The sequence below is a fragment of the Diaphorobacter sp. genome (genome assembly GCF_050251835.1).
In the GTDB taxonomy this organism is placed as follows: Bacteria; Pseudomonadota; Gammaproteobacteria; order Burkholderiales; family Burkholderiaceae_C; genus JBFXIE01.
In genome coordinates, this window is sequence record NZ_JBFWLZ010000014.1 from 29,652 (window position 1) to 42,603 (window position 12,952).

At 68.8% G+C, this 12,952-nt stretch carries 13 protein-coding genes; 6 read left to right on the forward strand and 7 right to left on the reverse strand.

The window, feature by feature from the left end; translation table 11 throughout:
• The first annotated feature begins 47 nt into the window (after positions 1-47).
• The 5 genes from AB7E35_RS07000 (at position 48) to AB7E35_RS07020 (ending at position 4,953) form a co-directional block, all read left to right on the forward strand.
• On the forward strand, positions 48-1,637 hold the full coding sequence (locus AB7E35_RS07000; protein WP_428167292.1) for an RNA polymerase factor sigma-54: 1,590 nt from the start codon (positions 48-50) through the stop codon (positions 1,635-1,637).
• A gap of 18 nt (positions 1,638-1,655) precedes the next feature.
• Positions 1,656-2,099: an acyl-CoA thioesterase gene (locus AB7E35_RS07005; protein ID WP_428162247.1), complete on the forward strand. Its 444-nt coding sequence runs from the start codon at positions 1,656-1,658 to the stop codon at positions 2,097-2,099.
• Entirely contained in the window at positions 2,096-3,418 is a 1,323-nt protein-coding gene (locus tag AB7E35_RS07010; RefSeq protein WP_428162248.1) for a THUMP domain-containing class I SAM-dependent RNA methyltransferase, read from the forward strand. The genes AB7E35_RS07005 and AB7E35_RS07010 overlap by 4 nt, the downstream gene beginning before the upstream one ends.
• Positions 3,408-3,893: a putative toxin-antitoxin system toxin component, PIN family gene (locus AB7E35_RS07015; RefSeq protein WP_428167293.1), complete on the forward strand. Its 486-nt coding sequence runs from the start codon at positions 3,408-3,410 to the stop codon at positions 3,891-3,893. The genes AB7E35_RS07010 and AB7E35_RS07015 overlap by 11 nt, the downstream gene beginning before the upstream one ends.
• A 229-nt stretch (positions 3,894-4,122) precedes the next feature.
• Positions 4,123-4,953 (forward strand): UPF0149 family protein, encoded by an 831-nt coding sequence (locus AB7E35_RS07020; protein WP_428167294.1) that lies wholly within the window; start codon positions 4,123-4,125, stop codon positions 4,951-4,953.
• 32 nt (positions 4,954-4,985) lie between these two features.
• On the opposite strand, the gene AB7E35_RS07025 is transcribed toward AB7E35_RS07020, so the two are convergent.
• The 7 genes from AB7E35_RS07025 to apaG all read right to left on the reverse strand — a co-directional run bounded on the left by AB7E35_RS07025 (position 4,986) and on the right by apaG (position 12,226).
• A complete protein-coding gene (locus tag AB7E35_RS07025; protein WP_428167295.1) occupies positions 4,986-5,549 on the reverse strand; it encodes a CinA family protein in 564 nt (187 codons plus the stop codon).
• Between the two features lie 5 nt (positions 5,550-5,554).
• Positions 5,555-6,124: a phosphatidylglycerophosphatase A family protein gene (locus AB7E35_RS07030; protein WP_428167296.1), complete on the reverse strand. Its 570-nt coding sequence runs from the start codon at positions 6,122-6,124 to the stop codon at positions 5,555-5,557.
• Between the two features lie 142 nt (positions 6,125-6,266).
• Entirely contained in the window at positions 6,267-7,241 is a 975-nt protein-coding gene (gene thiL, locus AB7E35_RS07035) for a thiamine-phosphate kinase (RefSeq protein ID WP_428167297.1), read from the reverse strand.
• 18 nt (positions 7,242-7,259) lie between these two features.
• A complete protein-coding gene (locus AB7E35_RS07040) occupies positions 7,260-8,384 on the reverse strand; it encodes a YbdK family carboxylate-amine ligase (protein WP_428167298.1) in 1,125 nt (374 codons plus the stop codon).
• Entirely contained in the window at positions 8,374-9,624 is a 1,251-nt protein-coding gene (locus tag AB7E35_RS07045; protein WP_428167299.1) for a cation:proton antiporter, read from the reverse strand. Before AB7E35_RS07045 ends, AB7E35_RS07040 begins: the two co-directional genes overlap by 11 nt.
• Positions 9,625-9,839: 215 nt before the next feature.
• Positions 9,840-11,822 (reverse strand): site-specific recombinase, encoded by a 1,983-nt coding sequence (locus AB7E35_RS07050; protein ID WP_428167300.1) that lies wholly within the window; start codon positions 11,820-11,822, stop codon positions 9,840-9,842.
• Positions 11,819-12,226, reverse strand: coding sequence for a Co2+/Mg2+ efflux protein ApaG (gene apaG, locus AB7E35_RS07055; RefSeq protein ID WP_428162997.1), 408 nt, complete (start codon positions 12,224-12,226; stop codon positions 11,819-11,821). Before apaG ends, AB7E35_RS07050 begins: the two co-directional genes overlap by 4 nt.
• A 42-nt stretch (positions 12,227-12,268) precedes the next feature.
• On the opposite strand from apaG, the gene rpe reads away from it, so the two are divergent.
• Entirely contained in the window at positions 12,269-12,952 is a 684-nt protein-coding gene (rpe, locus tag AB7E35_RS07060; RefSeq protein WP_428162998.1) for a ribulose-phosphate 3-epimerase, read from the forward strand.

The following is a 12,952-nucleotide window of genomic DNA, read 5'->3' on the forward strand; positions in this document are numbered from 1 at the left end:
CCCATGGGCCGCAGCAACCGCAGTGACCCGGCGACGGGCGCGCAGCCATGAAGCCCGGCCTGTCCCTGCGCGTCTCGCAGCACCTGGCGCTCACGCCGCAGCTGCAGCAGTCCATTCGCCTGTTGCAACTGTCCACGCTGGAGCTGTCGCAGGAAGTCGAGCAGATGCTCGACGACAACCCCTTTCTGGAGCGCGCGCTCGATGAGGCACCGCGCGAAGAGTTCGGCCTGCCGCAGTCCGACACGCCCGTGAGCGAGGATGACCGCCAGTCCGAAGATGCTACATATTCAATAGCTGGTAGCGCTGACAAGACAAGCGCTGAAGGCCAAAATGATGCTGAACCCGCAGCCCCCGACGCCGCTGACGCCATGGCCGACGAGCCCGCAGACTGGGAAGGCGACGGCGCCCTGGACATGGCGCCCGACGACGCCGAATGGGGCGGCGATGCCCCCACGCGCAACGGCGCCAGCGCTGCAGACGGCGACGAGGCCGACGCCGCAGATTTTGCCCACGGCCACGAGACGCTCACCGCCCACCTGCACCGCCAGGCGCTGTCGCTGCGCCTGTCCGAGCTGGACATGGCGGCGCTGCGCTTTCTCATCGAATCCCTCAACGACGACGGCTACCTGGACGAGCCGCTCGAATCCCTGGCCGCCAGCCTGGCGGGCAGCGACGACCCCGGGCAGCTCGATGAACTGGTGCACCGCTTCACGGTGGCGCTGCGCCTTTTGCAAAGCCTGGAGCCCGCCGGCGTGGGCGCGCGCAGCCTGGCCGAATGCCTGACGCTGCAGCTGCACGCCATGGACCAGGACGAGCAGGGCGACCCGCAGGTCGTCCGGGCCGCGCTGGCCATCTGCCGCCAGCCGCTGGACCTGCTGGCCAGGCGCGACGTGCGCCGTCTGTCGCAGGCCTGCGGCTGCGGCGAAGACTGCACCCGCGCCGCCATGGCGCTGATCGCCCGGCTGGAGCCGCGCCCCGGCCGGCGCTTTGCCGATGTGGACCGCCACATCATCGTGCCCGACGTGATCGTCAAAAAGACCGGCCGCGGCGCGCAGCAAAGCTTCAGCGTGCAGCTCAACCCCGACGTGATGCCGCGCCTGCGCGTGCACGACGTGTACGCCAGCGCCCTGCGCGGTGGCCGGGGCGAAGGCCACCAGGCGCTGCAGCAGCGCCTGCAGGAGGCGCGCTGGTTCATCAAGAACATCCAGCAGCGGTTTGACACCATCTTGCGCGTGTCGCGCGCCATCGTTGAGCGGCAGAAAAACTTCTTCACCCACGGCGAGCTGGCCATGCGCCCGCTGGTGCTGCGCGACATTGCCGACGAGCTGGGCCTGCACGAGTCCACCATCAGCCGCGTGACCACCGCCAAATACATGGCCACGCCCCAGGGCACGTACGAGCTGAAATACTTCTTCGGCTCGGGCCTGGGCACCGAGACGGGCGGCAATGCCTCCAGCACGGCGGTGCGCGCGCTGATCAAGCAGCTGGTCACCGCCGAAGACCCGCACAAGCCGCTGTCGGACAGCCAGATCGCCGAGATGCTCAAGGAGCAAGGCATCGAGTGCGCGCGCCGCACCGTGGCCAAATACCGCGAGGCGCTCAAGATCGCCCCGGCCAACCTGCGCAAAGCCCTCTAAAAAAGTAGCAAAAAACCCATGGCACGCATTGTTTTCGATCTTCCCGCCCATTTCGGCTTCAGCACCGAGCTGCAGGTGTACATCAGCCACGTCAACCAGGGCGGTCACCTGGACAACGCGCAGCTGCTCAGCCTGGTGTCCGAGGCGCGGGTGCGCTTTTTCAAGTCGCTGGGCTACACCGAGGCCGACGTGGCCGGCCTGGCCACCGTGGTCGGCGACATGCTGGCGCAGTACAAGTCCGAGGCCTTTCACGGCGAGACGCTGCGCGTGCAGATGACGCCGCAGGACTTCAACCGCTACGGCTTCGACCTGGTGTTTTGCCTGACCGAAAAAACCCAGGGCCGCGAAGTGGCGCGCGGCAAGACCGGCATCGTCTTTATCGACCGCGCGGCGCGCAAGCCCGCGCCCATCCCAGAACCCGTGCGCCAGCTGCTGCTGCAGCGCGCTGCACCGCCCCAATGAACCAACTGCAACTGTTTCTGCCCTGCGCCGCCGGCGTCGAGGGCTATCTGGCCGACGAAGTGCACGGCCTCACCGGCCTGGCCGGGCAAGACCTGCTGGTCGGCCGCGCTGGCGTGCTGCTGCGCGCCTCCTGGCGCGACGCGCTGCGCCTGAACCTGCACAGCCGCCTGGCGCAGCGCGTGCTGGTGCAACTGGCCGAGCGCCCCTACCGCGGCGAGGACGACATCTACGCCGCCGCCGCCGACGTGGCCTGGGAGATCTGGTTCACCCCGCGCCAGAGCTTCAAGGTGGAGGTGACGGCCCAGCACAGCCCGCTCAAGAGCCTGAACTTTGCCGCGCTGCGCGTCAAAGACGCCGTGGCCGACCGTTTTCGCGCCAAGACGGGCGTGCGCCCCAACGTGGAGACACAGTGGCCTGACGTGCGCGTGCACCTGCACCTGACCAGCGACCGCGCGCAAATCTACATCGACACCTCGGGCGAGCCGCTGTTCAAGCGCGGCTGGCGCGAAGACAAGGGCGACGCGCCGCTCAAGGAAACGCTGGCCGCCGCCATGATCGCCGCCACTGGCTGGGACCCGCATGGCGAGCAGCCGCTGCCGCTGTACGACCCCTGCTGCGGCAGCGGCACCGTGGTGATCGAGGCCGCGCAGATCGCCTGCCGCATCGCGCCGGGCCTGCTGCGGCGCTTTGCCTTCGAGAAGCTGTTGCCGCACCAGGCCCATGTCTGGGCTGCTATCAAAGAAGAAGCTGCCAGCGCAGTCACCACAACCGCTGTGCCCCTATTTGGCAGCGACGTGTCGCACCGCATGGTGGACTTTGCCCAGCGCAACGCCGAGCGCGCGGGCGTGGCCGCCGCGGTGCAACTGCGCGGCGGCGACGCGCTGCAGCGCATGCCGCCGTGCGCGCAGCCCGGCGTGATGCTGCTGAACCCGCCGTATGGCGAGCGCATTGCCGCGGCGGGCACGGCCGGCCAGAACGCGCAGGCCCGCGCCAGCGCGCGGACGCACGATCGCATGGCGCCGCCCGAGCGCCTGGGCCGCGAGACCGCGCAGACCGAAGAAGGCGTGGACTTCTTTGCCCAGCTGGCCACCCACTGGAAGCGCCACTACGCCGGCTGGCAGGCCTGGCTGCTCACGCCCGACCTGAAGCTGCCGGGCAAGATGCGCCTGAAAGAATCGCGCCGCGTACCGCTGTGGAACGGCCCCATCGAATGCCGGCTGTTTCGCTTCGACCTGGTGGCCGGAGCGGTGCGCGAGCGCCCGCGCGCGCAAGAGGCGCCCGGTTCAGCGGACTCCGCCGGAGCGCCCGATGCGCCCTGAGCTGCGCCTGCCCGCCGTGGCGCCAGCGGGCGAGGCCGCGCGCGCCGCGGTGCTGGACACCAACATCGTGCTCGACCTGTTCATCTTTGCCGACCCTGCCGTGGCCGGCGTGCGCACGCTGCTGCAGGCCCGGCGGCTGGACTGGATCGCCACCCCGCGAATGCGCGACGAGCTGGAGCGCGTGCTGCAATACGCCCACCTGCAGCCGCGTCTGGACTACTACGGCCTGTGCGCGGCCAACGTGCTGACCGCATTTGACGCGGGCGCCCGCCTGGTGGACGCCGCGCCGCGCGCGCCCTGGGCCTGCAAGGATGCGGACGACCAGCCCTTCATCGACCTGGCCGTGGCGCACCGCGCCATTCTGGTGTCCAAGGACAAGGCCGTGCTGTGCATGCGAAAAAGGCTGCTGGCCCAGGACACGCAAGCGGTGGCAGCTATTGTTTTGGAAGAGTGTGCCGCGTTGGCGGCTGCTTGAACCGCAAGTCCGCCGCAGGCGCCGGTATTAGCTCCCTCTCCCTCTGGGAGAGGGTTGGGGTGAGGGCTGGCGGCCTGATCTGAGACATGTCGCCAATCAGGTCAAAACAGGCTCTGGCCCTTTCATTGCAAGCGCTAGCAGCTATTTAATCAATAGCAAATAACGCCCCGCAGGCGCTACACTGGCCAGCCCTGCAACCCCTTCTTGCGGCCCGCCCGCCCGCCACACCATGACCGCACCCACCGACACTGCATCCCCCGGCCCTGTTAATCCAGCCTTGGGCCCGGACGAACTGGACGAACTCGACAACCTGCTCGACGCCCTGCGCGTGCACGAGGAAGACGTGCCGCAGTGGGAGTTTTGCGACGGCTTCCTGACCGCCCTGGTCTGCACCCGCCGCGCCGTGCCCGTCACCGAATGGCTGCCCATGCTGCTGGGCGACGGCCTGCCGCTGGAGGTGGAAGACGGGCAGCCCCTGCCGCTGATGCCCGGTTTTGAAACGCAGGCGCAGCAAGAGCGCTTTTTGCAGCTGTGGCAGCTGCGCGCCGACGAGGTGGCGCGCCAGCTGGACGCCCAGGCCGAGTCGCTGGACGCCGACGACGCCTTCCAGCCCGAGGTGATCGACATGCGCGGCGCCATCGCCAGCCTGCCCGAAGAAGACCGCGCCGAGATGGAAGGCCAGGAGATTCCGTCCTTTGGCCAGGTGTGGGCGCTGGGCTTCATGTTTGCCGTCGAAAACTGGCCCGACGACTGGGATGCCCCGCGCGACAAAGAGGCCGCGCAGTGGCTGGACAGCGCGCTGGACGCCATCGTCGCCCTGACCGAGGACGACACCGGCACGCCCGAAATCTGCATGTACGACGAAGACGGCCCGCCCAGCACCAGCCGCCAGCGGCTGGAGGACTTTGGCGAGGCGATCTGGGCGGTGTACGACCTGCGCCAGCTCTGGCGCAGCCTGGGCCCGCGCGTGGAGACCATCGTCAAGGGCGAGCAGCCCGGCCGCAACGACCTGTGCCCCTGCGGCAGCGGCAAGAAATACAAGAAGTGCTGCGGGGCGTAAGCGGCTAGCCGACCAGCCCCATCACCCCATAGTCATTCCTGCGAAAGCGGGGATCCAGCGCCCACTGCGCCCGGAGGATGCCCGCCCAGCAACTGCGCCAGCCGCCCCAGCGCGTGGAGCACGGTGGCGGCGCGCACGGCGGAGCGGTCGCCGGCAAAGTGCTGCAGCTCGGAATGCGTGGCGCCATTGACCTGCCAGCCAAACCACACCGTGCCCACCGGCTTGTCGGGCGACCCGCCGGTGGGGCCGGCCACGCCGGTCACCGCCACAGCCACCTGCGCGGCGCTGCGGCGCACGGCGCCCTCGGCCATGGCGCGGGCCACGGGCTCGCTGACGGCGCCGTGGGCGGCGATGAGATCGGCGGGCACGTCCAGGCACTGCACCTTGGCATCGTTGGAATAGGTGACAAAGCCGCGTTCAAACCACTGGCTGGAGCCCGCCAGGTCGGTGCAGGCCGCGGCGATCAGGCCGCCGGTGCAGCTTTCGGCCGTGGCCAGCATCCAGCCGCGCGCCAGCAGCGTGTTGCAAATAGATGCCAGATCGGCACCCAGCCCTTTGTTTCCGGGCGTGGAAAGCTCATTTTTTGATAGTGTCATAAGCCTCACCAGAACGCATGGCGCCACAGCGCAATCACCAGCAGCGCGCAAAAAGCGGCCACCAGATCGTCCAGCATGATGCCCAGGCCGCCGCGCCAGCCAAAGCCCTTGAACAGCTGGTCGGCCCAGGCCACGGGGCCGGGCTTGGCCGCATCAAAGTAGCGAAACAGCGCAAACGCCACCAGCTGGCCCGCAAACCCCATCGGCATGGCCAGCCACAGCACGATCCAGATGGCGACGATCTCGTCCCACACGATATGGCCGGGGTCTGCCACGCGCATGTTGCGCGCCGCCACCGTGCAGGCCCACCAGCCCAGCGCCAGCCCCAGCGCAATCACCAGGCCCAGCCCCAGCGGCGTCAGCCACAGCTGCAGCACCAAAAACGCCAGCCAGCCCCACAGCGTGCCCACGGTGCCCGGCGCCACGCGCGACAGGCCGCTGCCACAGCCCAGGGCAATGAAGTGCGCCGGGTGCGCCAGCAAAAAATGCACGCCGGGGTGGGGTGACGGCGGTGCAGGTGACGGCGGGGCGGATGGTGGCAGCGGGGAGGGCGGCGGCGGGGGCGTGTCGGTCATGGGCGGGCATGAATGCAAGGCCGGGCGATGCTACCAGTGACGTGAGCGGCAGCTTGGCGGGCGGGTGGTGCCAGGCCGTAGCCCAGCTGGTTCGAGGTCGTCAGGTGACCAGGCCGCCAGGCAGGCGCGGCGCAGCGGTCTGTCACGCAAAGTGGTCAAACGACGCAAAGCGCTGCGCCAGCGCCTGGCCCGCGCCGTCCACCACGCGCAGGCCGGGCGCCGCCTCGATGCGGCCGATGCGCGTGGCGCGGGTGCCGCTGGCCTGCGCGGCAGCCTGCACCGCGTCGCGCTGCGTGGGCGCGGCGGTGAAGACCAGCTCGTAGTCGTCGCCTCCGGCCAGCGCGCACTGCATCAGGGTTTGAGTATCAAAAGTGCCCGTATCCCTTATGCTGTGTGCGCTGGCAGCTAGTAAATCAGTAGCGGCGCTGGCATCCACGCAGGCGCCCACGCCCGACGCCTTCAGGATATGCCCCAGGTCGCCCAGCAGCCCGTCGCTGACGTCAATGGCGCTGCTGGCCACGCCGCGCAGCTGCAGGCCCAGGGCCACGCGCGGGGTGGGCTGCTCCAGCCGCGGGCGCAGCTGCGCCAGGCCGGCGGGCGGCAGCGCCACGCGCCCGCGCAGCGCGTCCAGCGCCAGGCGGGCCTCGCCCGGCGTGCCGCTCACGTAGATGTCGTCGCCCACGCGCGCGCCGCTGCGCAGCAGCGCCTGGCCCGCGGGCACCTCGCCAAAGACGGTGACGCAGATGTTCAGCGGCCCGCCCGTGGTGTCGCCTCCCACCAGTTCGCAGCCATGCGCGTCCGCCAGGGCGAGCAGTCCGCCGGCAAAGGCCTGCAGCCAGGGCTCATCCACCCGCGCCAGCGCCAGCGCCAGCGTAAAGGCCAGCGGCTTGGCGCCGCAGGCGGCCAGGTCCGACAGGTTGACGGCCAGCGCCTTGTGGCCCAGGTGGGCGGGGTTCACGTCGGCAAAAAAGTGCCGGCCTTCCACCAGCATGTCGCTGGACACGGCCAATTGCATGCCCGGCGTGACGGACAGCAGCGCGCAGTCGTCGCCCACGCCCAGCGCGGCGCGGCGCACGGGGCGCGTGAAGAAGCGTGCAATCAGGTCGAATTCACCCATGGTCGTCCTGGAGTGTGTTCAAGCGGCCTGCCCCCTCAACCGCAGCGCCGCCTGCCGGCTGACCTCGGCCAGCAGCTGCTCTTCGCGCTGGCGATCGCGCAGCCAGCGGGCGTCGTTCTGGCCCAGGGCGGTTTCGCTGTGCAGGATGTGCAGCGCGCTTGATGCGCCGTGCGCGCCTGCGTGGCGGGCGATGTGGTCCAGGGTTTGCAGGACGTGGTCGCGCAGGGGCATGTGGCCGCCGGTGGCAGGATCGACATACACCGCATCCAGCCCGAAGCGGCAGGCCTGGAAGCGGTTGTAGGTATAGACCAGGTAGTCGTCTTCTTGCGGCGTGAAGGGCTGTTCGGCCAGGAACCAGGCGGCCAGCGACTGCACGAAGCCGGCCAATGCGGCGGCGCGTTCGATGGTCAGGGGCGTGTCGAACACGCGGATTTCGATGGTGCCGAACTCGGGCTTGGGGCGGATGTCCCAGTAGAAGTCCTTCATGCTCTTGACCACGCCGGTGCGCGTCATTTTGTTGAAGTACTGCTCAAAATCCGCCCAGGTCAGCACGCAGGGCGCGCGCCCCGACAGCGGAAACGCAAACACCGAGTTGAGCCGGGCCGAGTCAAACGCCGTGTCCTGCCCCTGCACGTAGGGGCTGGAGGCAGACAGCGCGATGAAGTGCGGGATGTAGCGGCTCATGCGGTGCAGCATGAGCAGCGCCGCGTCGGCGTCGGGGCAACCGATGTGCACGTGCTGGCCGAAGATGGTGAACTGCTTGCTCAGGTAGCCGTACAGCTGCGACAGCTCCTGAAAGCGCGGCTTGTCGTAGATGCGCCGCTCGTGCCATTGCTGGAAGGGGTGGGTGCCGCCGCCGACCACGGCAATGTTGAGCTTGTCGGCGCTCTTGACCAGCGCGTCGCGGATCTGCGCCAGCTGGCCCAGCACTTCGCTGCTGCTGTGGCAGATGCCGGTGGACACTTCGATCATGCTGTTGGTCATCTCCGGCACCACGCTGCCGGGCAGGGGCACTTTGTGCATCAGGCGCAGCATGTCTTCGGCGTAGGGCGCCAGGTCGTAGTCGTGCGTGCTGACGAGCTGCAGCTCCAGCTCCACGCCCAGCGTCAGCGGTTCGGAATGGTGAAAGGCTTCAAGACTCACGGCGGGTGTCTCCGTTGTTGCTGCGCTGCCAGGGCTTGGAGCTCTCCCCTGCGCGGTAGATGGCCACGGTGGCGATTACGGCGCCCAGCACCTCCATCACCAGGATGGCCGGCAGGGCGATACGGGCGATCAGGTGCCCGGTGGAGGCCGATGCCACCACGAACTGCGACGCCACCAGCAGCGCGATGGCCGACATGGGCGCCATGGCGCAGCTGACCCACAGGGCCTGGCGCCAGCTGGCGCCGCTGCCCACGTTGCCCAGGCCCACGCCCACGGCCTTGGCCAGCAGGCGCACGACGACCAGCGCCACGGCGGCGCCAGCCACGGGGCCGCTCCAGTTGGCCTGTGCGGCCACGGTGGACACCAGCACGAACATCAGTATGGTCAGCAGCGACGAGGCCGTGCCCATTTGCCGCGGCCAGCCCCAGGGGCGCGGGTGCAGTTGCTTGAGCAGCATGCCGCCCAACAGTGCGGCCAGCGGCGCCGAACCGCCCATGTGCGCGGTGACGGCGGTGCTGGCGGCAATCAGCGCCAGCAGCAAGATGGTGGTGTTTTCGCTCGTCGGGCTCATCACGCGCAGCGCCAGACGCATCAGCATCGACAGCAGCGCCCCCACGGCGACGGACATGCCCAGCACCACCAGCACCGGATACACGGTGTCGATCAGGCCGGCGGCGGGGCGGTTGATGACTTCGGCGTGCGCGCTGCCCAGCGCCAGTGCGTACAGCGACGACAGCGTGGCCAGCACGATGGCGCGGTCGGTCACGGGGCCGGCTGCGCGGGTGTCGACCACCACGCGCGTCAGCACCGTGGGCGATGCGGCCACGGCCACCAGGGCCAGCGGGCCGGCAGCGCGCTCGGGCACGTCCAGCCACAGCATGACCCAGTACACCGCGAAGTAGGTAAAAGCCGATTCGGCAATGCTTTGCACCAGCACCATGGGGTTGTGCCTGAACCAGCGCAGCGGTATGCGCCCGCCGGCCTCAAACAGCACCACGGCCACGCCCAGCTCTACCAGAAACAGCCCTATGCCCTGCAGCGGCCAGATGGCGCCGCTGAAGCCTGCCAGCCCGACGGCGGTGCCCACCAGCGTGTAGCCCACCACTTTGGGCAGGCCGCTGTAGCGCTGCAACAGGTAGCCGGTCACCGAGGCCACCGCCAGCAGCAGCGCCCACTGCACCGTGGGCAGTCCCGCCGATGGACGCAGCCACTGCGCCCAAAAGCTCATCAGCTCATTCATTGTTGCGTGTCCTTGTGTTTGCTTGTGACGGTGATGCGCCTGAACGCTGAAGCAGCCCGTTGCCTGCGCCGCCGGCGAACAGGCATGAAGGCAAGGAAAGGCACCGGGCGGGGCGCAGCAAGTGCCCACGAATGTATCCGGTGGTGACACGCCGCCCTGTAGGACGGTGCGCGTACCTTGTCAAAGGCAAGGGGTCTGCAAATGCGGCAAGCCAGTCAGGTGCTGTGCCGCGGCGGCACGAAGAAGCTCAGCGGCGCGCTGCGCAGTCGCGCGAGCAGCGCGCGGTAGATGCGCGAGCGGTCCACGCGGCCCACGTTGTGCGCGCGCAGTGCCAGGCGGAAAGCCAGGTAGAAGCTGACGATGACGTTGATCGCGCCGTTGAACGGGATCATGGCCACGGCCCACCAGAACGCCGGCTGGTGCAGCACCTCCCAGCCCAGCGCGGCGCTGGCCACGCCCATCTGGCCGGCGGACAGCGTGACGTGGCGCACTTCCAGCCCCAGGCCGAAGAAGTCCGCAAAGGCGGGCGTCAGCCCCAGCATGAAGCCCAGCGAGATATTGGCCGCAAAGCCCGAGATGTTGCTGCGCAAAAACTGCGCCCAGCGCTGGGCCCGGCGCTCGCCCAGCACGCCGGTGATGCGCGGGTTGAACCGAATGGCCGAGTCCAGGCGGTGAAGCACGAACCAGTTTTCCACCCAGCCGGCCAGGATGCTTGATGCAAACAGCAGCACGCCGGTGAAGGCGGCAAACAGCAGCGATGGGCCCAGCAGGTGCAGCGAATCCAGCGTGTGCGCGGCGTCGGCCGCGTCGATGGCGGGCTGCCCCAGCAGCTGTGCGACGAGCAGCGCCAGGCCCAGCGCCGCGGGAAAGACCAGCAGCACGTTGCCCAGCACCGCCGCCACCTGCGAGCGCGCCAGGTGCGAGACCTCGTCCACGAACGATTGCACGCTTTGCTCGTCGCCCAGCTCCTTGAGCTTGGCAGCCATGGCGGGGGCCGTCATGGCGGGTTGCTTGGTGGCCACCGTGAAGTGCAGCAGCTGGACCAGCACGAAGCTGACGGCGTAGTTGACCCCCGCCATGAAACCGCTCCAGAAGGCCGACAGCGCCAGCGCGTACAGCCCGAACTTGGCCAGCGTGGTAAAGGCCATCACCATGCCGCCACCCGCCGCCTTGCGCACCATGGTCAGGTACTCGCCGCGGGTGCGGGTGATGTAGTGCTCGCCGGTCTCGGCGCTGCGCTCGGCCACCTTGGCCGCCAGCATCGATGAGTTGGCGGCCACCAGGGCGCGCACGCTGCGCCGGTCGCGGCCCACGGTGACCAGGTGCGACATCAGCTGCAGCGCGGCCACGGCGGGGCGCGGCGACAGCAGGCATTCCAGCAGCTCGCGCACGCGCAGGATGCGCTCGCGCAGCTGGCGCAGGCGAAACACCAGTCCCACCGAGATGCCGTTGTCCTCGAAGTGCGCATAGACGTTGTTGGCGGCGGCGCGGCAGGCGTCCAGCCGGTCGCGCAGGCGCTGCACCGCCTCCTGCAGTCGGTCGCCGGTGCGCAGCGGGTGCAGCACCTCCACGCGCAGGCTCTCCGCATCACGGATCAGCGCATGAAACGGCCGCTGATCGCGTACTTCCTGGCTCATGCGCAGGCGCAGCTCGGGCGCAAAGCCGGTCGACAGAATCTGCCCGGCGCAGTAGGTGATGGCGTCCAGCAGCGCGCACTGCCACGCGCTGGCGCCGCCTTGCTCTTGCACCGGCACCAGCAGGGCCAGCAGCCGATCAAGCAGGGGTTCGTCAAGCGCGGCCAGCCAGCGCGCATCAAACTCGCTGGGTAGCGCCAGCATGAACAGCTCGGAGGCATCCAGCGTTTCAGGACTGGCGGGCAGCAGCTTGTGGCGCACGCGCTCTGCCAGCTCGCTGGCCATGGAGGTGCGCTGGGCAAAGCCGAAGTCGGCCAGCAGCGTGGTGATGTCCAGCTGCTGCGTCAGCGCTGCCCACCAGGCCTGCATCCGCGTGCGCAGCTCGGGCGCGCGCTCGGCCGATTCCACCAGCTGGGCCAGGCGGCCGCATGCGGCCTCTACAGATCGGGCGTCGCCGCGTACCCAGTCCAGCAGGGCAATGAGTTGCAGATGCCGCTGCGCCAGGGGTGCCTGTGCATCGATGCTGGCCAGCACACTGGCCAGATCAGTCGTGCGCCGACTCAATGCAGCACCCTGCCGGCAAGCGGTTGATCGGGGTCGTGGGCGGACACTGCCTCCAGCACGAACAGATCCACGGGGCAGGTGAACTGCTCGCCATCGGCGGCCACGCAGAAATAGCTGCCGTGCATGCTGCCGCTGGCGGTGCGCAGGCTGCAGCCGCTGGTGTACTGAAAGGCCTCGCCGGGCCGCAGCAGCGGCTGCTGGCCCACCACGCCCAGGCCCTTGACCTCTTCCACGCGGCCGCTGGCGTCGCAGATGACCCAGTGGCGCGAGATCAGCTGTGCGGCCACCTCGCCGGTATTGGTGACGGTGATGGTGTAGGCAAAGCTGTACACGCCGCTGTCGGGCGTGGACTGGTCGGGCAGGTACTGGGGCCGCACTTCGGCCTGAAACTGGTATTTCGGCATCGCGCGATGGTAGCGGTAAAGCTGCTGCGACAATTCGCCCCCATGAGCCGCAACTACCGCATCGCCCCCTCCATTTTGTCCGCCGACTTCGCCCGCCTGGGCGAAGAAGTGCGCAACGTCATCGCCGCCGGCGCCGACTGGATTCACTTTGACGTGATGGACAACCACTACGTGCCCAACCTCACCTTCGGCCCCATGGTGTGCCAGGCCCTCAAGCCCCACGCCGTGACGCCCGATGGCCGGCCCGTGCCCATCGACGTGCACCTGATGGTGCAGCCCGTGGACGCGCTGGCCAGCGCCTTTGCGCAGGCTGGCGCCGACGTGATCAGCTTTCACCCCGATGCGTCGGCGCATGTGCACCGCAGCATCCAGAACATCAAGGCCCAGGGTTGCCAGGCGGGCCTGACCTTCAACCCCGCCACGCCGCTGGACGTGCTGGACTGGGTGATCGAAGACATCGACCTGATCCTGCTGATGAGCGTCAACCCTGGCTTTGGCGGGCAAAGCTTTATTGATAGCACCCTGCGCAAGGTAGAGGCGGCCCGCAGGCGAATTGAGGCCTCGGGCAAGGACATTCGCCTGGAGGTGGACGGCGGCATCAAGCAAGACAACATCCGCCGCGTGGCCGATGCGGGCGCCGACACTTTCGTGGCCGGCAGCGCCATTTTTGGCAAGCCCGACTACAAGGCGGTGATCGACGCCATGCGCGCTGCGCTGGCGGCCTGA